The organism is Desulfurobacterium thermolithotrophum DSM 11699, from assembly GCF_000191045.1.
Classification (GTDB): domain Bacteria; phylum Aquificota; class Aquificia; order Desulfurobacteriales; family Desulfurobacteriaceae; genus Desulfurobacterium; species Desulfurobacterium thermolithotrophum.
In genome coordinates this window covers 830,449-857,211 of sequence record NC_015185.1, presented here as the reverse complement: position 1 = coordinate 857,211, position 26,763 = coordinate 830,449, and the positions used below count along the sequence as shown (strand labels likewise).

The window sequence follows — 26,763 nt, the reverse complement described above, 5'->3', positions numbered from 1 at the left end:
AAGGGGGGAAGAGGGTGTTTGAAAATTGCCAAAATTAAGAAAAAAGCCTATCCTCTCCGGTATGAAAGCGAAAAGACTAAATTTCCACAAAGTACTCAACCTATCAAAAACATACATGAACCGGAGAGGACAGGCTGTACTGGTATATTTATATCCTTTTAAAACCAAAAGAGGAAGACCCAAGAAATACCCTGACGAGATAATTCTTACCCTTCTTTTCCTCCAAGTAGCCTGGAACCTATCATTCAGAGACCTTGAATATTTGGCAGTTCAGATATTTGGAAGAGAGAATATTCCTGATTTTTCAACCTATTATTACCGACTCAAGCAACTACCTTCCATTCTCCTTGTAGATTTTCTGAACTTTGTCTCTCGAAGACTCTTAGGGAAGTATCATAAAGAACTAAGATTTCTGATAATAGATGGAACTGGCTTCAAATACAATGAGATTTATCCATTGAAAATTCTAAGAGGCAAAGAGATAAAGGAGGTAAAAAGCCACGTTAAAGTTGTTGTATTAAGCGTTCATCTAAAAGATGGAAAAAGGTTCATTCTTACTGCATTACCTGGAGAGAGTTACGCTTCGGAAGTGAAACTTGGAGAGAAAATAGTTAGGTGGTTAAACGAAAGGGGATTTATATGGAGAGCTTTGAAAGGAAAGCCATTTTTAGGAGACAAAGCTTATGACAGCATTAAGTTTATTGAGCTTGTTCTGTTAGTAGGCTTAAAGCCTTACATAAAGGTGAGAGAAACATTAAGGAAGGGAATTAAATCTGAGATTAGGCTTAAATGCAAAGAGCTTTTAGAATCTGATGAAATTTACAGGTTTAGAGGACTGATAGAGAGTATTTTTGGAGAAGTTAAGCAGGATGTTGGAAGTTACGAGAAAACAAAGAGCTTTCATATAGCTCAACTGTTTGTTTTAGCTAAGTTTATCCTCTTTAACATGGGAGTTTTGTTCTTTGTCTGGATGATTTTTCAAACACTCTCAAGGGGGGAATATGATTAAAGCAGGTATCGATGTTGGTTCGACGACTGTTAAAGGAGTTTTATTAGACGAAAAGAATAACATTGTCTTTAAACACTATGAACGTCATGAAGCTAAGCAAACAGAAAAAGTTTTAAAGCTTCTTGAAAAGTTTGAAGAAATTGCTGGAAAGGATTTTCATCTTTTTATGACTGGAAGTGGAGGAAAGGACATAGCAGATGCTTTAAGTGTAAAGTTTATTCAAGAAGTAAATGCTGTAAGTCTTGCTGTAGAAAAGTTTCATCCCGAAGTAAATTCCGTTGTAGAGCTCGGAGGACAAGATGCAAAGATGATTTTTTGGATAGAAGCAGGGAATGTGAAAAGAAAAATTACTACTATGAATGATAAATGCGCAGGAGGAACTGGCGCTACTATAGATAGAATTATATCAAAATTGAAAATTCCTTCTGAAGTTGCAACATCTATTTGCTTTGATCCTAGTAAAATTCATCCTGTTGCAGCAAAGTGTGGAGTTTTTGCAGAAACGGACATAAACAGTCTTCAAAAAGCTGGAATTCCATCAGATGAACTTCTTATTTCTCTTTTTAATGCAATAATCATTCAAAATTTTGCAGTTCTTACTCGAGGTCATACTCTCCGTCCTGTTGTTTTACTACTTGGAGGACCAAACACTTTTTTTCCGGCTCTGGTGGAAGGTTGGAAGTACCATCTTGAAAAACTTTGGAAGGAAAAGGGACTTTCATTTGATGACAAAAGTGTTTTACTTCCTACAAATTCTCAATACTACGCAGCTCTTGGCTCAGCTTTATTTGGAGAACATGAAGAAAGCTATTATAAAGGAAAAGATGGACTCTTAGAATTTTCAAAGCGTTCGGTAGCAATTTTGAAAGCTAAAATGGGAGAAAGAGGATTACTCAAAGAAGGTGAAAACCTTGAAGAATTTAGAAAAAGATACAGTATAAAACCTTTTAGACCTAAGGAATTTAAAAAAGGTGAAAAGGTAAAGGCATTTCTTGGAATTGACGGCGGATCTACTTCTACAAAAGCAGTCCTTGTTGATGAAAATGGAAAGTTGTTAGCAACAGCATATACTCTTTCTGCCGGAAATCCTCTTGAAGACGTAAAAAAAGTAGTTAGGCAGTTAAGAAATCAGATAGAAAAAAAAGGTGCACAGCTCCAAATTCTTTCTGTTGGTGTCACTGGATACGCAAAGGAAATGCTGAAGGAAACAATAGGAGCAGATGTTGCGGTTGTTGAAACAGTTGCTCATACAATATCTGCAAAACATTTTTTTAAAGACGTTGACGTAATTGTTGATGTTGGCGGTCAAGATATTAAAGTAATGATAATGAAAAATGGAGAAGTTAAAGATTTTAAGCTCAACACCCAGTGTTCTGCAGGAAACGGTTATTTTCTCCAGTCAACCGCTGAAAAGTTTGGCTACAAAGTTGAAGAGTTTGCAGATGTTGCTTTTAAAGCTAACTATGTTCCCCGTTTTAATTTTGGTTGTGCTGTCTTTTTAGAACAAGACATAGTTAACTTCCAAAGGCTTGGTTGGCAACCTCACGAGATAATGGCAGGACTTGCAAAGGTTCTTCCTAAAAACATTTGGCTTTATGTCGTTAAGGAACCGAACTTAAGAAAACTTGGAAGACGATTCCTTCTTCAAGGAGGAACTCAAAAGAATCTTGCAGCTGTAAAAGCTCAATACGATTTCATAAAAGAAAAAGTACCGGATGCTGAAATCTTTGTTCATCCAATAACGGGAGAAGCAGGAGCTTTTGGTACAGCTATTGAATCAATAAGGCAATATAACGGAACAACAAACTTTATAGGACTTGATGCCCTCGAGAGTTTAGACTTTGAAGTTAAAAGTGATGAAACTACACGATGTAATTTCTGTACAAATAGATGTCAAAGAACCTTTATCTACGTTAATCTTCCTGAAAAAACTAAAAGATATATAATTGCTCCTTGTGAAAAAGGAACGGTTACAGAAATTGAAGATGTTAAAAGAGTCTTGAAACTCTTAAACAAGATAAAAGAAAAAAACCCTAATCTTCAAGAAATATCAGCAATGAAAGTTTTTAAAAGCTATCCGGTCAAAGAAGTTTATGAAGCTACAAGATTTGGAATTATTTCGAGAAAAAACATAATAGAAAAAAGAAAATCTTTGAAAGTAGGAATTCCAAGAGTCCTAAACTTTTACTCACTTACTCCATTTTTTAGAGGTTATTTTGAATCTATAGGAGTTAAAAACTTAGTTTTTTCAGACTACACCTCAGAAAAACTCGTTTTAGAAGAACTAAAAGGTGGTGCAATTGATCCGTGTTTTCCAAGCAAAGTTGCTCTTGCACATGTAAGAAATTTGATAAAGAAGAAACCTAGCGTCATTTTTTTCCCGAAAATAGCAACTCTCATTCCTTCTTTCAAAGATTCTGAAGGTTCCCATGCTTGTCCAACCGTAACGGGAACTCCAATTTCAGTAAAAGCAGTCTTAACGAAAGAAAAAGATAGTTTTAAAGAAAACGGAATAGAGTTTGTAGACCCTATACTTCACTTTCATGATGAAGGGCTCCTTGAATACGAAATGTACGAAGCTTTTAAGGATATACTAAAAATTACTAAGACTGAGAATAAAAATGCAATCAAGGAAGGTTTTAAAGCTTTAAAGCAGTATCAGAATGAAATGAGGAGTTTAGGAGAAAAAGTTCTAAAAATGTTAGGAAGTGAGAACAGAATAGGTATTCTTGTTCTTGGAAGACCTTATCATAACGATCCAGGTATCAATCACGGAATATTGGAAGAGCTCCAAAAGAGAGGATATCCAATTTTAACGATAGAGTCCTTACCTACCAAGGAAGAATTTTTAAAGAAAGTATTCAAAGAAAGAGATCCATTCAAGATAAGAGATGTTTGGAAAAAAGCATACAGTGAAAATACAAACAAAAAAGTATGGGGTGCTTTATATGCAGCAGGACATCCTAATCTTGCAGTTCTTGATTTGTCAAACTTTAGATGTGGTCATGATGCTCCAATTTATTCTTTAATTGAAGAAATTATGGAGAAGAGTAATACTCCTTACTTTACGTTTCACGAGATAGATGAAAACCGTCCTGCCGGTTCTATAAAGATTAGAGTAGAAACGATAGATTACTTTTTAAAAGATAGAATGAGAAAAAAGTTATATACGAAAAAGTGATATACTTTTGATATACTTTTAAAAGTACAAAAAAATTTTAAAAGGAGGAGGTTTTATGTTGGTGAAGAAATCGTTAAGAAGTAAAGAGTTAAGAAAAGGGTTTACACTTGTTGAGCTTCTCATTGTTATTGCTATTATAGCAATCTTAGCAGCAATTGCAGTGCCTCAGTTTAGTAAGTATAAGGAGAAGGCATATATTGCGGCTATGAAGTCTGATGCTCACAATGTAATTGCTGCAGAAGAAGCTTACTTTGCAGAGAACGATAATTACACAGATAACGGAACAAAACTGGGAATCAAAACTTCTAAAGGTAACAAAATTTACATTAATGTTCCAAATAATAACTCATTTACTTTAGAAGTTTATAATGAGCATTTTGGAAATAACGATTGTGTTTACTATAATTCCACAGAAGGTGGAGAACCAACTTTTTATGAAAATAATTCAACAATATGTAACCACAAGAGCAGTGCTATTTCCTACTAATATTGAATATTTCTATTTGTAGAAGAGGAGGGGAAATTCCCTCCTTTCTTTTCTAATAGTTTTGGGAATTAAAAATGAAAATAAAAAATGAGGGATTTACACTCATTGAGCTTTTAATTGTAATTACTGTAATATCTATTTTGTTTTCTATATCTATTGTAAGTTATAGGTTGTTTAGAATAAATGCTTACGATAACAATGCTTTATATGATTTAAAAAACTTAATTAATGATGAACTTTCGTACTATTCTATTAATCAAAACTTTATAGCTTTTTCTACTTTTAATATTACTTCAGAAAATGTTGTTAAAGTTGGAGAGTTTGAGCATAGATACTTATCTAAGAATATTAAAGCAGTAGCTAAGGTATATAGAGATTATGCAAACTTTTGCACAAAACACAAAATGGGAGATAAAATCTATGCCTATCAGAGTGAAACGGATACAATTTACTATAAAAAAAGTTTTCAGGGATATGAACTTCAAGACTTAGATTGTCCCAATGCTACACCTAATAATGATTTTCCATCACCAGTATGGATAATTCTTGCCCAATCAAGATAAAATGGTTATCATATATTTGATATTGGGAAGCTTTCGACTTATAATTCCAAAAAATTTGAAGATTAAAAGGAATTTTGATGATAGATCTACATACCCACACAATCTTTAGCGATGGAGAACTCATTCCAAGTGAACTTGTAAGAAGAGCTGAAAGTATAGGATATAGAGCTCTGGCAATAACAGATCACGTTGATTATTCAAACTACAGGTTTGTTCTTGAAAGGCTTTATGAAACAGTGGATATTTTAAATGAAAACACATCTTTAACAGTTATTCCTGGAGTTGAAATTACCCATGTTCCTCCTGTTAAGATTCCTGAATTGATTCAAAAGTGTAGAGAAACAGGAGCCAAATTAGTAGTTGTTCATGGAGAAACTGTTGTTGAGCCTGTTGCTTCTGGAACAAACAGAGCTGCAATTGAAGGGAAAGCAGATATTCTTGCTCATCCAGGACTAATAACAAAAGAGGAAGTTGAACTTGCAGTGGAAAATGGTATTTATCTTGAAATAACATCAAGAAAAGGACATAACATAACAAACGGCCATGTGGCAAAACTTGCTAAAGAAATTGGCGCAAAACTTGTTATCAATACAGATACTCATTCCCCAGGAGATTTAATACCAAGAAGCTTTGCGATAAAGGTTGGAATTGGAGCAGGACTAACAATTCAAGAAGTTGAAGAGTGCTTTATTAACAGTGAAAAAATTGTTGAAAACTGCAAAAAGCAATTACTCAAGTCCTACTGATTTTTTTAACTCCTTTAGTTCTTCTTTAGTTAAAAATCTATACTCACCAACGGGAAGATTACCTAATTTAAGGTTTCCAAACTGGATTCTTCTTAGGTATTTTACAGGATGACCTATTTTTTCAAACATTCTCTTTACCTGATGGTATTTGCCTTCAGTAATTTCTATTTCTGCTTCTGATTCACTTTCCTCTGCCTTTAATATTCTTACCTTTGCAGGTTTTGCTCTGAAATCTTTAAGCTCAATACCTTTCTTTAAAGGCTCTAAATTTTCTTCATTCAGTTTACCTTCAACTACAACAAAGTAAACTTTTGGAACTTTCCACTTTGGATGAGTTAAACGATGTGCAAGTTCTCCATCGTTTGTTATAAGGAGTAACCCTTCTGCATCTTTGTCAAGCCTTCCAACAGGAAAAAGTCTTTCAAACCTTGGAATATCTGCAATTAACTCCATAACAGTCATCTGTCTATCTTTTGTAGAAGTGATATAACCTTGAGGTTTATGAAGTATTAGATAGTAATCCTTTTCATATTCAACAAGTTCACCATCAACTAAAACTTCATCTTTTTGAGGATCTACATTGAAAGAAGGATCTTTTATAGTTTCTCCATTTACTGTGACAAAGCCCTTTTTTATCAATCTCTTAACTTGAGAACGGGTTCCAAATCCTGAATCTGCAAGAAGTTTATCCAGTCTCATCTTCTCTCTTTACCTTTAGTTTTTAAGATTTTTTCTACAGAGAATTTAAAAGTAATGTAGATAACAAAGAGCTCTAAATTCAGAAAAACAAAAACCATCAAGGACGGCTTAGGAATAAGAGTCGATAAAATCCTAAAAAGCACTAAAGAAACTAGGAAAAACGGAATAAACTGAAAAAGCCATGCTTTAGAAATTTTTTCTTCGTCTATAGGAAAGTCAATAAACTTCTTTACTGATATCTTATAAGTAAAGAAAAGAACAAGAGGAGTTATAATAAAGCTAAATACTCTTCCAAAAGTAAGGCTAACTCCTACTTTTAAAAGTAAAGCAATAATTAAACTATTAAGCATAAAGATAGCTACAAATGAGTAAGCGTAGACAAAAAATGCTTTCAATAGGGAATTCATAACTTTTACTCCTTTAATAAGAATAACCAAGACCTCTAAGTTGGTCTAATCTATCTCTCCATCCTTCTTTAACTTTTACCCAGAGACGAAGATAAACTCTTTTTCCAAGAAGTTGCTCAAGCTCTTCTCTTGCTAACTTGCCAATTCGTTTAAGTCTCTGTCCTCCTTTACCAATTACAATGGCTTTCTGAGAATCCTTTTCTACAACTATATCAGCATCTATAACCAACATGTTAGGATCTTTGTCTCCCGGTTGAATGTTTAAAACTTGAACTGTAACTGCGTGAGGAACTTCTTCTCTTGTAAGGAGCATTATTTTTTCTCTAATTATTTCTGCTACATACTGCTCTAAGGGCATATCAGTCAACATATGGTCTTCATAGTACTTAGGACCTTCCGGAAGATACTTAACCAAAAGATCTAATAATCTATCAAGGTTTGTTCCTCTTGTAGCAGAAAGGGGAACTATATCACTAACAAAAGGAAATTCTTTATGAATTTCGTCTATTAAAGGAAGGAGTTCTTCCTTTGGAACTCCGTCTATTTTGTTAATAACTACAATTACTTTTGTATCTTTTCTTTTCTCTTCTCCTATCTTTTGAAGAATTTTTTTATCAACTTCTGTAAAACCAGATCTTGCATCAATTAAGAATAAAATTATGTCAGCATCCGGAATTACACCGAAAGCTATTTCGTTCATATAACGGTTAAGCTCAAACTTTTCCTTATGAATTCCAGGAGTATCAAGAAAAACAATTTGCGCATCTTTAAGATGTTTAACGCCAATAATTCTATGTCTGGTAGTTTGTGGTTTATCTGTAACAATAGCAACTTTTGTTCCAAGAAAACTATTAAGTAAAGTTGATTTACCTACATTTGGCCTTCCTAAAATAGCAACATAACCTGACTTAAACTTTTCTTTTTGTTCTTCCAATCTAACTCCTCCAAAGACGTTTTAGGTTTTCTACATCTAATTTAATCTGTGTTTTTAGTTCTTCAATAGAAGAAAACTTTTTTTCAGACCTTAAAAACTTTAAGAACTCAATCTTTAACTCCTTTCCATAGAGCTCTGGAAGTAAAATATCAGGTACATGAACTTCTAAGACTTTCTTTCCTGCAGAACTAACTGTTGGCCTTTTCCCAAGATTTGCTATTCCTTTAAAGTGTTTGCTATCTACAATGACTCTAACTTCATAAACACCATTTGGCATTAATAACTCTTTTTCAGGTTCTATATTTAAAGTTGGAAATCCTATTTTTCTACCAAGTTTGTTTCCTTCCTTAACCTTTCCTAAGCAAAAATAGTTAAATCCCAAAAGTTTGTTAGCTTCAGATATCTTTCCTTCCTGTAATAGTTTCCGAATTTCGCTGGTACCTATTTTTTTTCCATTGAACTTCTTGATTGGAAGGACTTTTACCTCTATTTCAAGTTTTTTTCCAAGCTCTTGTGCAGTAAATATATTTCCAGCTCTTCCTTTACCAAATTTCCAATCTTCTCCAGCAAAAAGCTTTTGGCATCCAGCTTCTTTTAATTTCAAAAAGAACTCTTCTGGGGTTAAATCTTTTATTTCTTCAAAGTTGAAAGTTATTAGTTTTACTTTGAATTTTTCAGCAAGGAGCTCTCTTTCTTTATCAGAAAAAATTCCATCTTTCCACTTTTTTATTGAGATAATAAAGACTTCGTTACACTTTTCTTTTGCCTCTTTTATAAGAGACTGATGTCCTTTGTGGAAAGATTCAAATTTACCTACAATGCAACACTTCATAAGCAATCTCTTTACCAGCACTAGTACCTATTCTGTCTGCTCCAAGTTCTATAAATTTAAGTGTAGATTCAAGATTTCGAATACCTCCAGAAGCCTTTACTTTTGCTCTACCTTGTGAACAGCTAACAAGAAGTTTTACATCCTCACCTTTAGCACCGTACTTTCCATAACCTGTAGATGTTTTTAAGTAATCCCAGCCGTTTTCGATAGCTAATTTACAAAGGACTCTTTTTTCCTCTTCTGTTAAATAGCAGCATTCAAATATAAGCTTAATTACCTTTTTGTCTGTCAGTTTACGAATTTCTTTTAACTCTTTTTCAACTTCAGTCCAGTTTTTTTCCTTAATAGCACTCAGGTTAACTACTATGTCAAACTCTCCTGCTCCTTTTTCTAAAGAAAATTCAATTTCCTTAAGCTTTAAACTTAATGGAATAGGAGAAAGAGGAAAACCAATAACTGTAGAGACTTTCTTTTCTGGAAGTATCTTCCTAGCTATTTCTATATGTTTTGGAAATACACAGAGCGTAGCAAAGTTAAATTTTTCAGTATCTTTAGCAGCTTCAATAATATCACTTTCTGTAGCTGTAGCTTTTAAAACAGAATAGTCTATTTTTGGTAACACAGAATTATTCATGTTCATCTTTTTTCCTCCTTGCGGTTGGAGACCCCTTCCGTCAGGGAGAGGAAGAGACCGCACTTGAAAGTTTGCAGGTATTGAAGTAATATATGAATATGAAACTGCAACGCACTCTTAAACTTGTTCTTAAACCTACTGAAGAACAGAAACAAACACTCCTTGAAACCATTGAGCAGTATAAGTTTGCCTACAACTATACTTGTAAAGTTGGTTGGAGTGCAAAAACTTGGAACGGGATTGAGCTCCACAAACTTACCTATTACACGGTAAGAGAAAAAACCTCTCTCCCTTCTCAACTCGTTATTTCTGCAAGGGTTGTAGCTACTGAAAGCCTCAAATCTGCAATCAAGAGAAAGAAGAAAGGACTCAAAAGCAAATGTCCTCAGAGCAACAATCCTGCTATCCGTTATGATAGGCGTTCCTATACTGTTTGGCTGGAAAGAGAAGAAGTCTCCCTCGCTACCGTTAAAGGAAGACAGAAGTTTAAGGTAAAAGTTCCTGATTACTTCAAGCAATACCTTGACTGGAGAGTTACTTCTGCGAATCTCAAGTATGACAAGAGACTTAAAAAGTTCTTTCTCAACATTACCTGTGAAAAGGAATTCCCCGATGTAGAACCTGTTAACTACTTTGTCGGAGTTGACCTTGGTCTCCGTAACCTTGCGGTAGTTTCTACTCCTGACGGAAAAATTAACAAGTTCTTTGATGGGGGACACATAAGGGCAGTTTCCGAAAGATATTTTGCACTTCGCAAGAGATTGCAGTCCAAAGGCACTCCTTCTGCAAAGAGGCACCTCAAGACACTTTCCCAGAAGGAGAAACGGTTTCGGACTGCTATTAACCATAGGATAGCAAAGGAGATAGTTAGCCTTGTTCCTGCTGGTGGAGTAATTGTCCTTGAGAAGCTCAAAGGAATCAGGAAAAGGATTAAGGTTAACAAGCAAAATAGACGCTGGATACACAGCTGGAACTTTGCACAGCTCCAGCAGTTTATAGAGTATAAAGCTCAAGCTAAGGGAATAAGAGTGGTTTATGTAGATGCACGCTACACCTCTCAAAAGTGTAGCAGATGCGGACACATTTCTCGTTCTAACCGAATTGACCAGTCTCACTTTGTCTGCAAACATTGTAGTTACTCCCTTAACGCTGACCTTAACGCCAGCAGGAACATAGTTAAAAACTATCTGGCTTCTCTCCAAAGAGGAGAAGTCGGGACTGGGAGTGGTATATCCCTCCCAGTGGGGCGCTGCCAACCGTCCCAATGTAGCGGTGCTACCTGTTAGCATCAGCTACAAGCTCCTTCTGTCAGGGAGGAGTAGTTGACGATTTATCCTCAACAATTTGTAGTTAAAACTATAATTTAAATTGGAACCGACATCTGAAAAATGATAGCTTTCATTAATACTTCGCTACCTCTTGCAAGGTAGGAACTACTATCTGCTATTCTCTGAAAGAGAGGACTCGCAGAATACTTTAAGTGAGAAAGAAGAGTTAACTTAACAGCTCTACACAACTTGTCTAACTAGTTGGGAAGTTTGAGAAATTTTTCTCTGACACTTTTTCCTAACTTCTTAATCGCAACGTTTAAAGCTCCATTAAGGTCTGCATTGAAAACTTTGCTGATCTTCAGGTCTTTGAAAAGACCTCTTCTGACTCTTTTTCCTGTAAATTGTAGTTTATTGATATCTTCTTCCGTAAGTTCTTCCTTACTCTTTCCAGAAATTTCCTCTATGTTCCCTGTTACTGCTGAAATTTGGGAAGTATAGGTTTCGGGTTCTTTGAGAAACTCTATCCCTGCTAATCTGCACTTGTATTCAAGTTTTTGAATGAGTTTTCCAAGTGGTATGTGTCTGAAAGTTTGGTTAAACCTTTTTCCTTTTGTTCCCTCCTTTTGATACTCCTCTGTTAAGCTATCGGAAATGACTACTTTCCCTATTCCTTCTTTTAAACATAAAGCAACTATGAAATTGGATACAGTTCCAAACAGTTGATTAATTCTCTTTTTCCTGTAATTCCAAAGCTTCTTGTGTTCTAATTCTTTTCCTTCACTTTGGAGTTTTGCTGATAGCTTGTTTACCCATTGGTTGAATGCTTTTAAGGGATTGCCATTGATGATAAACGACGGTAAATCCTCTTTGTTGGAAACTGCAGAAATCAAATTCTTGACTCCCAAGTCAATTGAGAGGAAAAACTCTTTGTTTAGATTAACTTCACTTTCAGAAACTTCATAGCTTATTAGGTAAGTTACTTTTCTTAATGCTGTCCAGTTTATCTTGACGTGTTCTACTTTTAAATTTTCTGGAATTTTAAACTTAACTGCTCCATAATCTTTTCCTATTCTAACCACTATATGGTTGGATTTTCTTTTTCCTTGAAGTTTTCTCTTGTCAACTATCATATTAGGATTTGTTTCAAGAGTGAAGGAGTAAAGAGTATTTAGCTTTCTTGGTTTTGGGAGTGATGCTTTTTCTCCTATTTTCCACTTCTCTAAGATGCTTTTAAACTCTTTTACTACCATTCCAACGATAGCTTTTACCGTGTCTGAACCTATTCTTTCAGTCCACAGGATTACCAATTCTTTTTCCATTCTTTAATTTTTTCATTCTCAAAAGGGAGGGTTTCTCTACCCTTTACAAACTTTTCAAGGAATGTTTTGGAGAGGAAGGTTTTTATGTCTTTTGTGTTTTTGTGATATTCTAATGCACACAGATAAAGGAGGTTTTTAAACTGCTGGAAGGTTTTTGAAGCTCTTTTCAGTTTATTGTAGATGCTTTTTTTGGTAGTAGAGATAGATAGGGTAAGGAGCAAGGTAGGACTCCTTTTTGATGTTCTAGGATGAATTTATATTCGAGATATAGAAGTGACAAGTGGTATAAAGACTAATGATTTATAAGGAAATGTAATGTAATCAAAAACTGTTTGCAAGGAGGTAAAGATGCGTTTAAATAAATTTCTTGCATATGCAGGGCTTGGAGCAAGGAGAAAAGTTGAAGAGCTGATAAAACAAGGAAGAGTTACAGTAAATGGTGAAGTAGTTGAAAATCCTGCAGTTGAAGTTGATCCTAAGAAAGATGAAGTAAGAGTTGATGGAGAAAGAGTTAGACTACCCAAAAGATTTATTTATCTTGCTTTTAACAAACCTCAAGGTGTTTTAACAGCAATGGAAAGAGAACCGGGAGATAAAAGACCTATAGTTGCAGATTATTTCAGAAAGTATCCTGTAAGGCTCTTTCCAGTTGGGAGACTTGACTACAACACAGAAGGACTTCTTCTCATGACAAACGACGGAGAGCTCGCAGAAAGACTTGCTCATCCAAGATACCATATTCCCAAGACTTACATAGCAAAAGTAAAGGGAAGAGTAACTCCAGCTGAAATTGAGAGAATGAAAAAAGGAGCAAAACTGGTAGATGATAAAGGGAAACCTTTCTTTGCAAAACCTATAGACATTAAACTTTTAAAGCCAAGTAGAACTGGTAGAAATACTTACGTTCAGATAAGTTTTGATATTGGGAAAAACAGAGTTGTTAGAAGATTTTTTGATAGATTTGATCATGGAGTCTTAAAGTTAAAGAGAATAGCTATTGGACCTCTTAAACTTGGCAATTTACCAAAAGGAATGTATAGAGAGCTAACACCAGAAGAAGTTAAAAAGCTTAAAGAAGTAACTGGATTGGACACTCCTACATCTTAAAATGTATCATTTCGCTGCAAAGAAATGAGTTTGAAATCAATTAATGGAGGTAATAAAATGAAGCATCTTAGGAAAGTTGACGCAGAAGTTTTTGAGGCACTAAAGTGTGAGTACAAAAGACAGAATGAGCACCTTGAGCTTATTGCTTCTGAAAACTTTACAAGTGAAGCAGTAATGGAAGCTCAAGGTTCTGTTCTTACTAACAAGTATGCAGAAGGTTATCCTGGAAAAAGGTACTATGGTGGATGTGAGTGTGTTGATATTGTTGAAAAACTTGCAATTGAAAGGTGTAAGGAGCTCTTTGGAGCTGAGCACGTGAACGTTCAGCCACACTCAGGTTCTCAGGCAAATCAAGCTGTTTATCTTGCTGTACTAAAACCTGGAGATACAATCCTCTCAATGAATCTTTCCCATGGTGGACACCTTTCCCACGGTTCTCCTGTCAACATGACAGGAAAGTACTTTAATGTTGTTCAATATGGAGTTAGAAAAGATACTGAAACTATAGACTTTGATCAAGTTTACAGCTTAGCTAAGGAACACAAGTCAAAGCTTATTATTTGTGGTGCTTCTGCTTATCCGAGAGTAATTGATTTTAATAAGTTCAGAGAAATTGCAGATGAAGTTGGAGCTCTCCTTTTAGCTGATATTGCTCACATTGCTGGACTTGTTGTTACTGGACTTCATCCATCTCCAATAGAAGCTTGTCACTTTGTTACAACAACGACTCACAAGACTTTGAGAGGTCCTCGTGGTGGTGTAACAATGTGTAAGGCTGAATTTGCAAAGGAAATTGATAAAGCTATATTCCCGGGACTTCAAGGTGGACCTCTCATGCACGTAATTGCAGCAAAAGCTGTTGCGTTTAAGGAAGCTCAAACTGAAGACTTTAAAAAATATCAAGAGCAAGTTGTAAAGAATGCTAAAGCAATGGCCGAAGAACTCCAAAGACAAGGTTTTAGACTTGTGTCAGGTGGAACTGATACTCACCTTATGCTTGTTGACCTTACAGATAAGGGAATTACTGGAAAAGAGGCTGAAGCTGCCCTTGGAAAGGCAAACATTACAGTAAACAAAAACACAATTCCATTTGACACAAGGAGCCCATTTGTAACAAGCGGTATCAGAATCGGAACTCCTGCAATAACAACAAGGGGAATTAAAGAAGACGAAGCAAGAAGAATTGCTCAGCTTATAGCTGAGGTTCTAAACAACATCAATGACGAATCAGTAATTGAAAAGGTTAAACAAGAAGTTCTTGAAATCTGTGGTAAGTATCCACTTTATGAAGACCTAAAAGAAGTATATTCTTAAACTTTTAGCGCAGGGCTTTAAAGCCCTGCTTTCATTTTTGTTAAAATTTAAAATAGAACTAATTTTGGATGAATAATGAACAAAAACATAAAGAAGTGGATTAATGAGTGTTTCTTTTTAAACGACGTTACGGGGGAAGAGTTTAATAAAAGCTATAATTGTCTTTTAGGAATTGGTTTATTAATAGCTTTTGTTATAAAATTAATAGCAATTATTAAAAATTTTCTTTTTGGATTACATGAATTTTTATTTATAGATTTTTTATTTTTCTTATTTCTTTTTATAGCTATAATTTTTTTGAAAAAAGGAAAAGGAAGTTTAGTTCCTATTATTTTAATTTTTTCGGTTATTTTTACTTTTACGTATTATCTAAGTTCAGGATATGTTTATGTTCTTTTTTGGTTTTCTTTGATTCCTCTTCTGGCTGGAATTTTCTATAATTTCAAAATAACTTTATTAATTTCATTAATTCCTCTAATCATAAATGGTATTGTTTTTCTTCTTGAGTTAATTAACTCAGGAAACCAAATAAATAATAGCAAAACTATAACCGCTAGTTTACTAATTAAACATTCTTTAACTACAGAACATCTTTTAACTCATATAGAAGCTATTCTCTCATACATCACTTTTACTATCATTGTTTTTATTTACAGGTTATTTATAGACAATTATCAATCAAGTATAAAGAGCTTAATAGAAATAGATCCTTTAACAGAAATATACAACAGAAGAAAACTACTTGATAAATTGAAAGAAGAATATGAAAAGAGTAAAAGATTTAATCAGCCTTTATCTATTTTGATGCTAGATATAGATCATTTCAAACGCGTAAATGATACTTATGGACATCAAATTGGAGATTTAGTTCTTAAAAAACTTGGGAAAATTCTAAAGGAAACTATTAGAAAAATAGATATAGTTGGTAGATATGGGGGAGAAGAGTTTTTAATTGTACTTCCTGGAACAGACATTAAAGGAGCAATAAATGTTGCAGAAAAGCTTAGAAAAAAGGTAGAAAATACTATTTTTCCCTTTGCTGGAAAAATCACAATCAGTATAGGAGTTGCTGAACAAAAGTTAGGGGGGGGGTAGAAAGTTTGGATAACCTAATAAAAGAAGCCGATGAAAAACTTTATCTTGCTAAAAAGAAAGGTAGAAATAGAGTAGAGCCAAGCGTTTAAAAAAAGAAATAAAAAAAGGGGGCTTTCAAGCCCCCTTCATTTTTAGCTTCGATTATCTATTAATACTCAGGCATTGATGGCATGTTCTTTTCTTCCTTTTCAGGAATTTCAGTTACTGTAGCTTCAGTTGTAAGGAGTAGACCTGCTGCAGATGCAGCGTTTTGAAGAGCAACTCTTTCAACTTTAGCTGGGTCAATTACACCAGCTTCAACAAGGTTTTCAAATTCACCTTTTCTTGCATTGAAGCCCCACTCGTGGCCTTTTTCCTTGATAAATTCTTTCACTTTCTCGACAATTACTTCACCAGCATAACCAGCGTTTGCAGCAATTTGTCTTAGTGGAGCTTCAACAGCCTTTTTAACAATTTCAACACCGTGTCTTTTATCTACTTCACCAGCTTCATCAAGCTTCTTAATTAGGTCTTCAAGTTTTTGAGCAGCTGCAATGAGAGCAGTTCCACCACCTGGAACGATACCTTCTTCTACTGCAGCTCTTGTAGCGTGAAGTGCGTCTTCAACACGAGCTTTCTTTTCTTTAAGCTCAGCTTCTGTAGCAGCGCCAACCTTGATGATAGCTACGCCACCAGCGAGCTTAGCGAGTCTTTCTTGAAGTTTTTCTTTGTCGTATTCAGATGTAGCTTTTTCAAGCTCAGCTTTAATCTGCTTAACTCTTCCTTCGATGTCTTCTGCTTTTCCTTTACCGCCGATGATTGTTGTGTGCTCTTTGTCAACAACAACCTTATCAGCTTGACCAAGCATATCAATTGTAACGTTTTCAAGCTTGATTCCAAGGTCTTCTAAGATTGCTGTTCCACCTGTAAGGATAGCAATGTCTTGGAGCATTGCTTTTCTTCTTTCACCAAAGCCAGGAGCCTTAACAGCACATACTTGAAGTGTTCCACGAAGTTTGTTTACTACAAGTGTAGCAAGAGCTTCACCCTCTACATCTTCAGCAATGATAAGGAGTGGTCTTCCCTCTCTTGCTACAGCTTCAAGTACTGGAAGAAGCTCTCTAATGTTAGAAATTTTCTTGCCATAAATGAGGATGTATGGATTTTCTAGAACACATTCCATTTTGTCTGGGTCTGTTACGAAGTATGGAGAGAGGTATCCTCTATCAAACTGCATACCTTCTACAACTTCAAGTGTGGTCTCAAGACCTTTAGCTTCTTCTACTGTAATAACACCTTCTTTACCGACTTTGTCCATAGCTTCAGCGATAAGTTCACCAATTTCTCTATCGTAGTTAGCAGAAATTGTAGCTACTTGAGCAATTTGTTCTTTTGTTTCTACTGGCTTGGAAATGTTTTTAAGTTCATCAACGATAACTTTAACAGCTTCGTCAATTCCTCTCTTAACTTCAATAGCGTTGTCTCCAGCTGTGATGAATTTAAGACCGTCATTAAAGATTGCTTGAGCAAGAACTGTAGCTGTTGTTGTACCGTCACCAGCTTTGTCAGCTGTCTTTTGAGCTACTTCTTTTACAAGCTGAGCTCCAATGTTTTCAACTGGATCTGGAAGTTCGATTTCCTTTGCAACAGTAACACCGTCCTTTGTTACTACTGGAGAACCAAACTTTCTTTCGAGAACAACGTTTCTTCCACCTGGTCCCATTGTAGCCTTAACAGCGTTTGCAAGTTTATCTACACCAGCTTTAATTTTTTGTCTAGCTTCATCAGCAAAGATAATTTCCTTTCCTGCCATTTTTCACCTCCCTCGATTGTTTTTTAATTACTCTTCTACGATAGCTAAGATATCTTCTTCTCTGATTACAAGAAGCTTTTCACCATCAATTTCAACTTCGTTTCCAGCGTACTTGCTGAAGAGAACTTTATCTCCAACTTTTACTTTTAGAGCTCTTACGTCTCCGTTTTCAAGAACCTTTCCTTCTCCAACAGCTATAACTTCACCAATTTGGGACTCTTCCTTTGCTGTATCAGGTAAGATAATTCCCCCTGCTGTTTTCTGTTCTACTTCTACTTTCTTAACTACTACTCTGTCATAAAGTGGCTTGAGTTTCATCCCGTCACCCTCCTTTATCTGATTTTTAGCACTCACCTTGAGTGAGTGCTAATTGCTAACTATAAATTTAGAGCAGAAAATCTAGATGTCAACCTTTCTGTATAATTGAACAAAAACGTTTTTTTGGAGGAAAATTTGATTGAAGTTTTAAAAAAAGTACAGCTTCTTTCTGGACTTTCTGAAAAACAACTAAGAAAATTAGAAGAAATTTCTATCCTCAAACAATACACTAAAGGAAAGATAATATTTAATCCATCACAAAAGGCAGAAGGTTTTTACATCTTACTAAAGGGAAAAATAAAGATCTATAAAACTAAAAAAGGAAAAGAACAAATACTTAGAATTTTTTCAAGTCCAGTCTTTTTTGGAGAAGCTGCAAGCTTTACTGGAGAAAATTTTCCAGTATGGGCAGAAACTTTAGAAGATAGTAAAATACTTTTCATTTCAAGAAAGCAGTTTCTTGAGCTTATGAGAGAAGATCCAGAAATAGCTATCAAATTACTTACCATTATGTCTAAAAGGCTAATTTATCTTACGAATTTAATAGAAAGCCTTTCTCTTAAAGACGCACTTTCTAAGGTGTCCTTTTACATTTTGAAAAAAGTTGAGGAAACAAATAATAATGAAATTGAATTCAGAACAAATATAGTTGCAATGCAATTGGGTTTAACAAAAGAAACAGTTTCTAGAGTTCTCTCAAAACTTAAATTAATGGAAGTTATTAAAAAAGACGGAAATAAAGTAAAAATTCTAAACAAAAAAGCTTTATCTGAGTTATCTGAATAGCATAAGTTATTTTGTTCTTTCTTTTACTTTATGGATAAGCCAATTAAAAGGATCGTAAAGAAGGAGCCTTGGTCCACTAAATCTCATTACTTCTTTAATTTTTTTTCTTTTTTCCGGTTGGTAACAATGAATAGTACACTTTTTACAACTTGGTTTTTCTTCTTTGAAAGGACAAAGGTCTAATCTTTTAAGAGCATAGTCAAGAAGCTCTTTGCATTCGCTACAAAGTTCTCCGTTTTGAGAGCCATGTTTTGCCTTACAGTAAATTTTAAACATTTTCTGTAAAGTCTCTTTTTCTCTTTCAAGAGACATTCTTTTCTCCAATAGTTAAAGTTCCCTCCCCATAGGGAGGGAAAAAGAATTATATTCCAAGAGCTTCTCTTTTTTTCATGATATGTTCTTCTATTCCATCTGCAGCTACAATAGGATCATCACCTACAGCTATCTTACCTCCTGTAAGTCCTTCTACTTCTTCTGTAAGAAGCTTAACAACTTTATCTGATCCTGTAACTGGAGGAACAGGTGAAACGTGAGTGTAAAGTCCCATTGCAACTGCAGAAAATCCGTCAATTACAGCCTTTTGTTCCATATATTCAGGAGCTGTAACTGCTACAGGAAGCTGAGATGGATCAACACCAAGAGCATTTGCAATAGCTATAACCGTCATAATAATTCTTCCTGTATCCGTACAGGTACCAAACGATAACACCGGTGGTATTCCAAGAGCTTTACATATACCTGCAAGTTTTGGTCCTGCATACTTATCAACAGCTTCAATAGTTTCTAATCCTGCCTTTTGAAGACCTGCATTTCCACAACCTGCACCTATTACAAGGATATCTCTTTTTATGAGTTCCTTTGCAATTTGAACAGTCATGCTGTCTTGTGGACCGTTAGCCAAAGAAGTACAGTTAACAAGGGCTACAACTCCTTTAATATCTCCATTCTTAATTACTTCAAGTAGAGGATTTAAGCTACCTCCAAGAGCATTAACTATAGCTTCTGCAGAAAATCCAACAATAGCTTTTTGTTTGAATCTTGAAACGTCTGTGTTAGGTTTATTTTTTCTCTCTTTAAAGTTTTCAATTGCTATCTTAATGATTTCTTTTGCTATTTCCTTCTCTTTTCCAGGTTTATACTCAAGTCTTATAGAGCCTGGAACTCCAATGAGGTTAGAGACAGCAACAAGCTTGAAGTTGTACTTATCGGCATATTCTTTAAGATTTGCGAGTGAACAGTTCATGTCCATTGCAAAAACATCAACTGCACCCGTAGAGAGGAAGTATTCAATGGAAATCCAGTTTGATGTAAGGCCTGCAAAGACATCTCCACACTGCAGTCTTGCCATCATTTCTTGACCGGTTTCAATAGAACCTACAATCTTCACTCCTTTTGCACCGGCTTCTCTTGCCATCTTCTGAATTTCAGGGTCTTTAGCAACTTCTACTAAAGCCATACCAACAAATGGTTCGTGACCGTTTGGAAGGATATTTACATAATCTGGATCAAGGACTCCAAAATCTACTTCACACTCATGCGGAGTTGGTGTTCCATAAAGTGCATCCTGAATTATTTCAAGTGGTATAAGAGTTCCAAATGCTGAAGCTACACCATTTCTTAAAGCTGCAAGTGCTAAAGATATATAGTCACCATCAATATTTGTCATAGACCTTGTTACAGAATCAACAAGCTCATTCATAGGACCTTTAGGCATTATCCCAAGTTTTCTAAAAACTTCTTTTCTACTTTCTGGAGCAAGTTTTTCTACAAAAACAGAATAATCATTCTGGGAAAGGCTTTTAAGAACTCCTTCAGCAACAAGCTTTGCCTTTTCATTAAGTGGGAGAGATGTATCTATATCAAGAACTTCTGCAAGAAGGTCGATTTTTGAAGGGTCTTTAATCTCATAAATTGTATTTCCCTTTGCTGTTTCAAGAAGCGTTAAAGCAGCTTCTCTACAGTGATAGGTATAGGCTGAAAGTCCCATGTTAGCTTTAATAAGAAGATTTCTCATTACTATTCCATGAACATCAATTCCACATACTCCTCTTGGAGTCTTAGGAGTAATTCTACAAGGCCCCATTGAACAAAGCTGGCAAGAAACACCTTCTTTACAGAACTTACATCTAACTGCTTCCATAGCTTCAAATCTATCGGTAACGTTTGAAAGCTGAGCTTCTTTAACTTTTTGGTACATGTAATTAACGCTTTCATGAAAACTTGGCACTTTAAGTCCTATACCTTTTGAAAGATCTGACTCTACGCAGAAATTTTCTTCTTTTTTCTTCTCTTCCTGTCCTTTCCTTCCAAAGAATCCAAACATCCTTTTCCTCCTAAATATGTTTTTAGCCTCTAAATCAATAGTAAAACTTTTTTCTGCAAGTTACCTTGACTTAAATCAAACTGAGGACAATATTTTGATGTTAGTTCATTGGATTTTTATAATTAAATTGAAAAGTGGAGGAGAAAAATGAAAGTTGCAGTTCCAATTCTTGATACTGAAGTTCAAGGTAAAAAACTAGTTAATGCTCATTTTGGAAAGTCAAATTACTTTGCTATTGTTGATATAGCTACAGAAAAGCTTGAAGTTGTGAAAAATCCAGGACTTCATCTAGAAAGGGGAAGGGGAATGCTCATTGCTGATATGTTCAGTGAAAAAAATGTTAAAGCAGTTCTTGTGAAAGAGATGGGACCAGGTTCTTTTGATAAGATACGAAACATTCTTGGAATAAAGGTTTATTTAATACCACCACAAGTTAAATTTTTAGACGATGCGATTAAGAAGTTTAAAAAGGGAGAACTTGAAGAGCTCCTTGAACCTAATGAGGATAGACATTAGCTTTTGGATAGTTTATTAAAGGAGATGATATAAAAGATGTCACCCCCTGAAATTCGGGACTATAGTAAAGAGGCAACCTTTAAAGGCAGGAGGCTGGATTTTTCCCTGGGGAATAAGCCCCGTGCGTGGAGATTAGCCGATGCCTCCTGCCGGCTAATTATAGTGGCGGGAAGCGCCGTATTGGAGTATGGGAATAGTCCCGAAGCAGAGGTTGCAAAACACAAAACATATCAGGGGGTAGAGATGAAGGAGAAGGTAGAGAAAACACTGTATGTCGGAGTGGACTACCACAAAAACAGCTTTACAGCAGCTTATTTAGATTGTCTGACAGGGATACTTAATACCAAGAAGTACGAAGCAGAAGAGTTAGAGAAATTTAAAAATCACCTAACAACTTTTAGGAAAAAAGGATATTCAGTAAAAGTTGCGGTAGAAACCTTAACAGGAGTAACATTTTTTACGGAGGAGATAAGGAACTGCGTTGATGAAATAACTTACGTTAACACTAACAAATTTAAGAACATTCTAAAAGGTGTTAACAGTGCTAAAAACGACAGGATAGATGCAGAAACGATAGCCATTTACTATGAAATGGGCTTACTTCCGACAGTTTACGTCCCGACGAGAAAAGAAAAAGAGCTAAGGATAAAGATGAAAGAGAGAGATAGCTTTGTAGATATGAGAAAAGGGGTAATTAACAGACTTCATAGCCTATTGCTTGAATATGGGATAAAGACAAACAAGAGAGAACTCACCACGAAGAAAGGGATGGAAAGGATAAAGGAAGAAACGAAGAAGAAAGTGCCTCCGTCATTACGAGAAACGATATGGAGGCAAATAGAAACAATAGAATACTTAACAGATAAGATAAGAGAGACAGAAGAAGATATCAAGAGTTTTATAGGAGAAGATGAGGAGCTTAAGGGAAAAGTAGAACTTCTAAAAAGCATACCTGGAGTAGGAGATATAGTAGCTATAGCCTTTATATCTGCCGTATGTAACGAAGAGAGGTTTGAAAACGGAGACAAGGTAGCGGCTTATTTTGGACTTGTTCCTCGTGTTAATAGCAGTGGAGACGAAGTTAGAAATGGAAGGATAACAAAGAAAGGGGACAGCAGAACGAGGAACAAGATTATCCAGGCTACGAGAGCGTTATTGAACAGCAAGTTAGACAATTCAGTTAAAAGATTTTACGAAGGGTTAGTTAAGAAAGGTTTAGAGAAGAAGAAAGCGCTGATAGCTGCGGCGAGGAAATTGGTTAAAGTAATGTTCGCAGTTTTGAGAGAGAGAAGGCAATTTATGGATTTTGTTGAAAATAAATGCAACCTCTGTGTTGGGGGTTGACATCTTTCATAGGAGGGAAAATGAGAAAGTTACTTGCTGTTTTGTGTTCAACGTTAATAACCTCCACTGCTTTTGCAACTGAAAAAACGACTCTTATTATTTTTCATGCCGGAAGCCTTTCTGTTCCATTTAAGAAAATGGAAGAAGAATTTGAAAAAGAACATCCTAACATTGATGTTAGAAGGGAACCAAGTGGAAGCGTAAAGGCTATCAGAAAAGTTACTGACCTTCATAAACCCTGTGATGTTGTTGCAAGTGCAGACTATTCACTTATACCGAAGATGATGTTTCCAAAATATACAGATCACGTTAAAGTATTTGCAACAAATGAGCTAGTTCTCTGTTATACCTCTAAGTCAAAGTATGGAGATAAGATCAACAGTAGCAATTGGTATGAAATTCTAAAGAAAAAGGATGTGAAGTGGGGGTTTTCAAATCCAAACCTTGATCCTTGTGGTTATAGAACTGTAATGATGATAGTTCTTGCTTCTGATTACTATAAAAAACCTTTATACAAAGAACTTCTTGCTCCTGGTACCAATTTGAAACTTATTAAAGAAGACGGAAAGTATAAGGTTTTAGTTCCTAAAATTTTTAGAACAAAGGGAAATAAAGTTTTTGTCCGTCCGAAGGCTGTAGCACTATTAGGACTTCTTGAAAGTGGAGCTATTGACTATGCAATTGAATACAAAAGTGTTGCTCTTCAACATGGATTAAAGTATGTAGAACTTCCAAAGAAGATAAACCTTTCAGATCTTGCTTATAAAAACTACTATTCAAAAGTTGAAGTAAAACTTGGAAACGGCAAAGTAGTTAAAGGAAAACCAATAGCCTACGGCATTACAACAGTAAAGAATGCTCCTCATCCAAAAGAAGCAAAATTGTGGGAAGATTTTGTTACCTCAAAGAGAGGTGTAGGAATTCTGAAAGAGTGCTATCAGAATCCTATATATCCTCCTAAGGTAATAGAAGCCAAGGGGAACTAAGGAGATGCTGGGGTGTCTCCCCTTTTTATTTCAGAAACGGGAGAAGAGGCGGGTGAGAAAGCAGAAGTGGCTTCTGTTTCTTATTGGTGTTCTGACCTTCGGTTGTTTTGCTTTTATAGTTGTTCCTATTCTGAACATCTTTGTTTCTGTAAATCCTGAATCCCTTGAATCTACTTTAAAAGACGGTGAAGTCTGGAATGCAATTTTCACAACTTTAAAAGGAGCAATTTTTTCAACTATTTTGGGTTTAATAATAGGAGTGCCAACTTCTTACTTTCTTTCTACGGTTGACTTTAGAGGGAAAAGTTTTTTAGAAAGTCTTCTAAATTTACCTATAGTTATTCCTCATGTTGCTGTAGGAATAATTCTTTTAAAACTCTTAAGTCAAAATTCTACCTTAGGTAAATTCTTTTCTCACTTTGGAATTCACTTTGTGGATACAATTTATGGGATTATAGTTGCTATGTGCTTTGTAAGTATTTCTTACACTATTACTTCTTCTCTTTTAGGATTTCGTTCAATTAATAAAGAACTTATCTGGACTGCAAGAAGCCTTGGGGCCTCACCGTTTCAGGTATTAAGATTTGTCGTTCTTCCTCTTGCTTTCCCTTATATACTCCGAGGAGCCATCCTTTCTTTTGCTCGTTCAATCAGTGAAGTTGGAGCTCTACTTATAATAGCCTACTATCCAATTACGGCTCCGATTCTTATGTATGAAAGATTTGAGGATTATGGATTAAAAGCATCTACTCCAATTGCAGTTTTAATGATGCTAATAAGTTTCCTTATTTTTATCATTCTCCTATCAATTTCTTATAGGAGTGAAAGAAAAAGTGCTTGAAGTAAAGATAAACAAAAAGCTTAGTTACTTTAGTATTAACGTTGATTTTTCAATAAAGGAGAATGAGTATGTTGTAATTCTTGGTAAAAGCGGTGCTGGAAAGAGCATGACTGCGAAAATTATAGCTGGTATAGAGAAATTAGACAGCGGGAAAATTCTTATGAGAGGAAAAGATATAACAAATTTATCTCCTGAAAAAAGAGGTATCTCGTATCTTCCCCAGAGTAATACCTTATTTCCTCACATGACTGTATTGGAAAATCTTGAATTTCCTTTTAAAGTAAAAAAACTAAGACCTGATAAAGAAAAAATAGAGGAAATAAGCAGTAGGTTTGGCATAGAAAAAATTCTTGATAAAAAACCTTTAAGTATTTCCGGAGGAGAAGCTCAAAGAGTGGCTCTTGCAAGGGCTATTCTTTCTAATCCAGAGGTGGTAATTCTTGATGAACCTTTAAACTCCCTAGATTTTTTTAACAAAGCAGAATTGATAGAGTTCCTGAAAAAGATAAAAGGAGAAAAAACAGTTATCCATATAACTCATGATCCGATAGAGGCGGAAAAACTATCAGATCGGATTTTTCACATAGAAAACGGGAAAATTCTATTTTCTGGAAGCTGGAAAGAGTTTATTGAAAAGTCTAGAGGAGAGCTCCCCTGCAAAATCAGGGAGTTCTTTTCTTTTCTCCCCTATCAACGACAATTCTGATATCCATCTTCTTGATTGGATACTCAATATCTTTTAGGAGCTTAACAAAACCAAAGAGAATTTCTCTCAGTGTTTCCCTAACGTAGTGTTTTATAGGTACTCTTTTTCCGTTAACAAAGAGTTCAACTTCATCAGAGAATTGATCTTCCTTTTTTGCTATAAATGTTTCCTCTATGAACTCGGCTACCTCTTCAGGTTTATTTATGGAGAAGTTCTTAACTCCTTTAATCTCGTAGTCTGAAATAACGCCGATAATGTTTTTCACTTGTCCGACAAGGATTGGCTGGTTTAGCTCTTTCCTTGTTACCTCAAACTTTGGAACGTCGGAATGCTTAAAGCCTTCGCATATAACGATATCGTAGTCGTCAAAGGGGAGGAAGGAAAGGTATTTAAGATCAATCTCTCCAATTTTCTGAAAGAGTATAAGTTCTTCCGGAGTAACAATAGCAACGGCATCAGCTCTAGCTTCTTTATATTTGTAGCTGTCTTTTCCTTCTGTATCCTTTATTACATTTTTATGCTTTGTTGACTTTAAAACTGCAACCTTGTATCCCTTTTTCCTGAGTATCTCAACAACCTTTGTAGCAATAGTTGTCTTTCCTGAGTTTTGATATCCAATAAATGAAATAATCGGAACCATTACTTTCTCCCAGGTTTGAGACGTTGATATATCATTATATGCTTTTTAAAAAAGCAGATACATATTGAAAATATTCTTTGAAAACCTTTATACGAAAGTTTTTCTAGATGTTAGAATAAAAACAATTCAAACTATAGAGGAAAGATGAGTTTATATTCAAAGCATAAAACATTAGAAGTTATCCCTAATAGCAGCTTTGAGCTTGAAGAATTTGTTGTTGAAGAAGTCTCTTATAAAGTATTCTTGAATGATGAGTACATAGGGAGCTCTATGGTTCTTCCTTGTAACCTAGAAGAATTTGGAGTAGGTTTTCTCTTTTCACAAGGATATATCCAAAAGCCTGAAGACATAGAAAGCGTAAGAGTCTGTGATAAAGGTGGAATTTTCGTCTATACGAAAGATAAAAAAATAGAAAAAAAAGATGTAATTATTACTTCTGGTTGTGGAGGAACTGGAAAGATTTCAAGAGACATGTTAGAAAGACCTTTTGAAGAGCTCAAAGAATACAAAATGAAACTTTCAGAAATAGACGATCTAATAAGAGAAACTCTAAAAAGGAATGAAATTGGAAATCTTACTCACTGCGTTCATGCCTGTGGTTTTTGGTCAGAAAAAGGATTTGAAGCTTTTTACGCAGATGTTGGAAGACACAATGCAGTAGATAAAGTAGTAGGAGCAATTCTCCTTCGAAAATTCTCGCCCCGTGGAGCAATCTACACAACAGGAAGACTTACATCCGACATGGTTTTAAAGTGTGCAAGAATTGGAATTCCGATTGTTATTTCAAGAACGGCAACTTCTTCCTTGGGGCTTGAAATTGCAAGAAGAGCAGATGTTACGCTTATCTGTTATGCAAGGCCAGGAAGGATAAATGTCTTTAATAGGCCAGATAGAGTAGTATGGGAGGATTAAG

Annotated in this window: 27 protein-coding genes; 16 read left to right on the top strand and 11 right to left on the bottom strand. The window is 35.2% G+C overall.

Annotation, left to right across the window (positions count from 1 at the left end; translation table 11 throughout):
* The first annotated feature begins 25 nt into the window (after window positions 1-25).
* The 5 genes from DESTER_RS04380 to DESTER_RS04360 all read left to right on the top strand — a co-directional run bounded on the left by DESTER_RS04380 (window position 26) and on the right by DESTER_RS04360 (window position 5,986).
* Window positions 26-1,009 (top strand): IS5-like element ISDeth1 family transposase, encoded by a 984-nt coding sequence (locus DESTER_RS04380; protein WP_013638445.1) that lies wholly within the window; start codon window positions 26-28, stop codon window positions 1,007-1,009.
* On the top strand, window positions 1,002-4,190 hold the full coding sequence (locus DESTER_RS04375; RefSeq protein ID WP_013638444.1) for a BadF/BadG/BcrA/BcrD ATPase family protein: 3,189 nt from the start codon (window positions 1,002-1,004) through the stop codon (window positions 4,188-4,190). Before DESTER_RS04380 ends, DESTER_RS04375 begins: the two co-directional genes overlap by 8 nt.
* A 61-nt stretch (window positions 4,191-4,251) precedes the next feature.
* Window positions 4,252-4,677, top strand: a complete 426-nt coding sequence (locus tag DESTER_RS08490; protein ID WP_274529602.1) for a type IV pilin protein — start codon at window positions 4,252-4,254, stop codon at window positions 4,675-4,677.
* A 74-nt stretch (window positions 4,678-4,751) separates the two neighbouring features.
* Entirely contained in the window at window positions 4,752-5,240 is a 489-nt protein-coding gene (locus DESTER_RS04365; protein WP_013638442.1) for a type IV pilin protein, read from the top strand.
* A gap of 77 nt (window positions 5,241-5,317) precedes the next feature.
* The gene (locus DESTER_RS04360) at window positions 5,318-5,986 is read left to right on the top strand and encodes a histidinol phosphate phosphatase domain-containing protein (protein ID WP_013638441.1); all 669 of its coding nucleotides are present in this window, start codon (window positions 5,318-5,320) and stop codon (window positions 5,984-5,986) included.
* On the opposite strand, the gene DESTER_RS04355 is transcribed toward DESTER_RS04360, so the two are convergent.
* From DESTER_RS04355 to deoC, 5 genes are read right to left on the bottom strand one after another with little or no spacing between them, the layout of a single operon-like run.
* The gene (locus DESTER_RS04355) at window positions 5,969-6,685 is read right to left on the bottom strand and encodes a pseudouridine synthase (RefSeq protein ID WP_013638440.1); all 717 of its coding nucleotides are present in this window, start codon (window positions 6,683-6,685) and stop codon (window positions 5,969-5,971) included. The two genes, DESTER_RS04360 and DESTER_RS04355, sit on opposite strands and share 18 nt — an antisense overlap.
* The gene (locus tag DESTER_RS04350) at window positions 6,682-7,092 is read right to left on the bottom strand and encodes a hypothetical protein (RefSeq protein WP_013638439.1); all 411 of its coding nucleotides are present in this window, start codon (window positions 7,090-7,092) and stop codon (window positions 6,682-6,684) included. The genes DESTER_RS04355 and DESTER_RS04350 overlap by 4 nt, the downstream gene beginning before the upstream one ends.
* A gap of 13 nt (window positions 7,093-7,105) precedes the next feature.
* Entirely contained in the window at window positions 7,106-8,026 is a 921-nt protein-coding gene (gene era / locus DESTER_RS04345) for a GTPase Era (protein WP_013638438.1), read from the bottom strand.
* 1 nt (window position 8,027) lies between these two features.
* On the bottom strand, window positions 8,028-8,858 hold the full coding sequence (ribF, locus tag DESTER_RS04340; RefSeq protein ID WP_013638437.1) for a riboflavin biosynthesis protein RibF: 831 nt from the start codon (window positions 8,856-8,858) through the stop codon (window positions 8,028-8,030).
* On the bottom strand, window positions 8,836-9,498 hold the full coding sequence (deoC, locus tag DESTER_RS04335) for a deoxyribose-phosphate aldolase (RefSeq protein ID WP_013638436.1): 663 nt from the start codon (window positions 9,496-9,498) through the stop codon (window positions 8,836-8,838). The genes ribF and deoC overlap by 23 nt, the downstream gene beginning before the upstream one ends.
* A 92-nt stretch (window positions 9,499-9,590) precedes the next feature.
* Here deoC and DESTER_RS04330 point away from each other — a divergent pair, with 92 nt between their 5' ends.
* Entirely contained in the window at window positions 9,591-10,778 is a 1,188-nt protein-coding gene (locus DESTER_RS04330; protein ID WP_244829514.1) for an RNA-guided endonuclease InsQ/TnpB family protein, read from the top strand.
* A 239-nt stretch (window positions 10,779-11,017) separates the two neighbouring features.
* On the opposite strand, the gene DESTER_RS04325 is transcribed toward DESTER_RS04330, so the two are convergent.
* Window positions 11,018-12,082: a transposase gene (locus tag DESTER_RS04325; protein WP_041737412.1), complete on the bottom strand. Its 1,065-nt coding sequence runs from the start codon at window positions 12,080-12,082 to the stop codon at window positions 11,018-11,020.
* Window positions 12,083-12,430: 348 nt separating this feature from the next.
* On the opposite strand from DESTER_RS04325, the gene DESTER_RS04315 reads away from it, so the two are divergent.
* The 3 genes from DESTER_RS04315 to DESTER_RS08175 all read left to right on the top strand — a co-directional run bounded on the left by DESTER_RS04315 (window position 12,431) and on the right by DESTER_RS08175 (window position 15,598).
* On the top strand, window positions 12,431-13,189 hold the full coding sequence (locus DESTER_RS04315) for a pseudouridine synthase (RefSeq protein WP_013638433.1): 759 nt from the start codon (window positions 12,431-12,433) through the stop codon (window positions 13,187-13,189).
* A gap of 57 nt (window positions 13,190-13,246) precedes the next feature.
* Window positions 13,247-14,503: a serine hydroxymethyltransferase gene (locus DESTER_RS04310; protein ID WP_013638432.1), complete on the top strand. Its 1,257-nt coding sequence runs from the start codon at window positions 13,247-13,249 to the stop codon at window positions 14,501-14,503.
* A 75-nt stretch (window positions 14,504-14,578) separates the two neighbouring features.
* Complete coding sequence (locus DESTER_RS08175) at window positions 14,579-15,598, top strand: GGDEF domain-containing protein (RefSeq protein WP_218914911.1); 1,020 nt, start codon at window positions 14,579-14,581, stop codon at window positions 15,596-15,598.
* A gap of 148 nt (window positions 15,599-15,746) precedes the next feature.
* Here the strand turns inward: DESTER_RS08175 and groL are convergent, their stop codons facing one another.
* Together groL and groES are read right to left on the bottom strand one after the other, a co-directional pair.
* A complete protein-coding gene (groL, locus tag DESTER_RS04300; RefSeq protein ID WP_013638431.1) occupies window positions 15,747-17,390 on the bottom strand; it encodes a chaperonin GroEL in 1,644 nt (547 codons plus the stop codon).
* A gap of 27 nt (window positions 17,391-17,417) precedes the next feature.
* Window positions 17,418-17,708: a co-chaperone GroES gene (gene groES, locus DESTER_RS04295; protein ID WP_013638430.1), complete on the bottom strand. Its 291-nt coding sequence runs from the start codon at window positions 17,706-17,708 to the stop codon at window positions 17,418-17,420.
* Between the two features lie 135 nt (window positions 17,709-17,843).
* Here groES and DESTER_RS04290 point away from each other — a divergent pair, with 135 nt between their 5' ends.
* Window positions 17,844-18,494 carry a Crp/Fnr family transcriptional regulator gene (locus tag DESTER_RS04290; RefSeq protein WP_013638429.1) on the top strand — a complete coding sequence of 217 codons (651 nt, stop codon included), beginning with the start codon at window positions 17,844-17,846 and terminating at the stop codon, window positions 18,492-18,494.
* A gap of 6 nt (window positions 18,495-18,500) precedes the next feature.
* Here DESTER_RS04290 and DESTER_RS04285 read toward each other — a convergent pair whose 3' ends face one another.
* Both DESTER_RS04285 and cooS read right to left on the bottom strand, forming a co-directional pair.
* A complete protein-coding gene (locus DESTER_RS04285) occupies window positions 18,501-18,806 on the bottom strand; it encodes a nitrous oxide-stimulated promoter family protein (protein WP_013638428.1) in 306 nt (101 codons plus the stop codon).
* A gap of 49 nt (window positions 18,807-18,855) precedes the next feature.
* Complete coding sequence (cooS, locus tag DESTER_RS04280; RefSeq protein ID WP_013638427.1) at window positions 18,856-20,817, bottom strand: anaerobic carbon-monoxide dehydrogenase catalytic subunit; 1,962 nt, start codon at window positions 20,815-20,817, stop codon at window positions 18,856-18,858.
* 147 nt (window positions 20,818-20,964) lie between these two features.
* Here cooS and DESTER_RS04275 point away from each other — a divergent pair, with 147 nt between their 5' ends.
* The 5 genes from DESTER_RS04275 to DESTER_RS04255 are packed head-to-tail and all read left to right on the top strand — an operon-like array spanning window position 20,965 to window position 25,210.
* Window positions 20,965-21,333 carry a NifB/NifX family molybdenum-iron cluster-binding protein gene (locus DESTER_RS04275; protein ID WP_013638426.1) on the top strand — a complete coding sequence of 123 codons (369 nt, stop codon included), beginning with the start codon at window positions 20,965-20,967 and terminating at the stop codon, window positions 21,331-21,333.
* A gap of 36 nt (window positions 21,334-21,369) precedes the next feature.
* The gene (locus tag DESTER_RS04270; protein WP_013637888.1) at window positions 21,370-22,677 is read left to right on the top strand and encodes an IS110 family RNA-guided transposase; all 1,308 of its coding nucleotides are present in this window, start codon (window positions 21,370-21,372) and stop codon (window positions 22,675-22,677) included.
* Between the two features lie 20 nt (window positions 22,678-22,697).
* The gene (wtpA, locus tag DESTER_RS04265; RefSeq protein WP_013638425.1) at window positions 22,698-23,663 is read left to right on the top strand and encodes a tungstate ABC transporter substrate-binding protein WtpA; all 966 of its coding nucleotides are present in this window, start codon (window positions 22,698-22,700) and stop codon (window positions 23,661-23,663) included.
* Window positions 23,664-23,715: 52 nt separating this feature from the next.
* Window positions 23,716-24,504, top strand: a complete 789-nt coding sequence (locus tag DESTER_RS04260; RefSeq protein WP_013638424.1) for an ABC transporter permease — start codon at window positions 23,716-23,718, stop codon at window positions 24,502-24,504.
* Entirely contained in the window at window positions 24,497-25,210 is a 714-nt protein-coding gene (locus DESTER_RS04255; protein ID WP_013638423.1) for an ATP-binding cassette domain-containing protein, read from the top strand. Before DESTER_RS04260 ends, DESTER_RS04255 begins: the two co-directional genes overlap by 8 nt.
* Here the strand turns inward: DESTER_RS04255 and mobB are convergent.
* A complete protein-coding gene (gene mobB / locus DESTER_RS04250; RefSeq protein ID WP_013638422.1) occupies window positions 25,167-25,850 on the bottom strand; it encodes a molybdopterin-guanine dinucleotide biosynthesis protein B in 684 nt (227 codons plus the stop codon). The genes DESTER_RS04255 and mobB overlap by 44 nt on opposite strands.
* A 144-nt stretch (window positions 25,851-25,994) precedes the next feature.
* Between mobB and fdhD the strand changes: the two genes are divergently transcribed.
* Complete coding sequence (gene fdhD, locus DESTER_RS04245; protein ID WP_013638421.1) at window positions 25,995-26,762, top strand: formate dehydrogenase accessory sulfurtransferase FdhD; 768 nt, start codon at window positions 25,995-25,997, stop codon at window positions 26,760-26,762.
* Window position 26,763: the final 1 nt, after the last annotated feature.

Bases quoted from the DNA above. Each gene is read 5' to 3' on its own strand.
- DESTER_RS04375 (WP_013638444.1), top strand. From the start codon at position 1,002: ATGATTAAAGCAGGTATCGATGTTGGTTCGACGACTGTTAAAGGAGTT.
- DESTER_RS04365 (WP_013638442.1), top strand. From the start codon at position 4,752: ATGAAAATAAAAAATGAGGGATTTACACTCATTGAGCTTTTAATTGTA.
- DESTER_RS04360 (WP_013638441.1), top strand. From the start codon at position 5,318: ATGATAGATCTACATACCCACACAATCTTTAGCGATGGAGAACTCATT.
- DESTER_RS04355 (WP_013638440.1), bottom strand. From the start codon at position 6,685: ATGAGACTGGATAAACTTCTTGCAGATTCAGGATTTGGAACCCGTTCT.
- DESTER_RS04350 (WP_013638439.1), bottom strand. From the start codon at position 7,092: ATGAATTCCCTATTGAAAGCATTTTTTGTCTACGCTTACTCATTTGTA.
- ribF (WP_013638437.1), bottom strand. From the start codon at position 8,858: ATGAAGTGTTGCATTGTAGGTAAATTTGAATCTTTCCACAAAGGACAT.
- deoC (WP_013638436.1), bottom strand. From the start codon at position 9,498: ATGAACATGAATAATTCTGTGTTACCAAAAATAGACTATTCTGTTTTA.
- DESTER_RS04330 (WP_244829514.1), top strand. From the start codon at position 9,591: ATGAAACTGCAACGCACTCTTAAACTTGTTCTTAAACCTACTGAAGAA.
- DESTER_RS04325 (WP_041737412.1), bottom strand. From the start codon at position 12,082: ATGGAAAAAGAATTGGTAATCCTGTGGACTGAAAGAATAGGTTCAGAC.
- DESTER_RS04315 (WP_013638433.1), top strand. From the start codon at position 12,431: ATGCGTTTAAATAAATTTCTTGCATATGCAGGGCTTGGAGCAAGGAGA.
- DESTER_RS04310 (WP_013638432.1), top strand. From the start codon at position 13,247: ATGAAGCATCTTAGGAAAGTTGACGCAGAAGTTTTTGAGGCACTAAAG.
- DESTER_RS08175 (WP_218914911.1), top strand. From the start codon at position 14,579: ATGAACAAAAACATAAAGAAGTGGATTAATGAGTGTTTCTTTTTAAAC.
- groL (WP_013638431.1), bottom strand. From the start codon at position 17,390: ATGGCAGGAAAGGAAATTATCTTTGCTGATGAAGCTAGACAAAAAATT.
- groES (WP_013638430.1), bottom strand. From the start codon at position 17,708: ATGAAACTCAAGCCACTTTATGACAGAGTAGTAGTTAAGAAAGTAGAA.
- DESTER_RS04285 (WP_013638428.1), bottom strand. From the start codon at position 18,806: ATGTCTCTTGAAAGAGAAAAAGAGACTTTACAGAAAATGTTTAAAATT.
- cooS (WP_013638427.1), bottom strand. From the start codon at position 20,817: ATGTTTGGATTCTTTGGAAGGAAAGGACAGGAAGAGAAGAAAAAAGAA.
- DESTER_RS04275 (WP_013638426.1), top strand. From the start codon at position 20,965: ATGAAAGTTGCAGTTCCAATTCTTGATACTGAAGTTCAAGGTAAAAAA.
- DESTER_RS04270 (WP_013637888.1), top strand. From the start codon at position 21,370: ATGTCACCCCCTGAAATTCGGGACTATAGTAAAGAGGCAACCTTTAAA.
- wtpA (WP_013638425.1), top strand. From the start codon at position 22,698: ATGAGAAAGTTACTTGCTGTTTTGTGTTCAACGTTAATAACCTCCACT.
- mobB (WP_013638422.1), bottom strand. From the start codon at position 25,850: ATGGTTCCGATTATTTCATTTATTGGATATCAAAACTCAGGAAAGACA.
- fdhD (WP_013638421.1), top strand. From the start codon at position 25,995: ATGAGTTTATATTCAAAGCATAAAACATTAGAAGTTATCCCTAATAGC.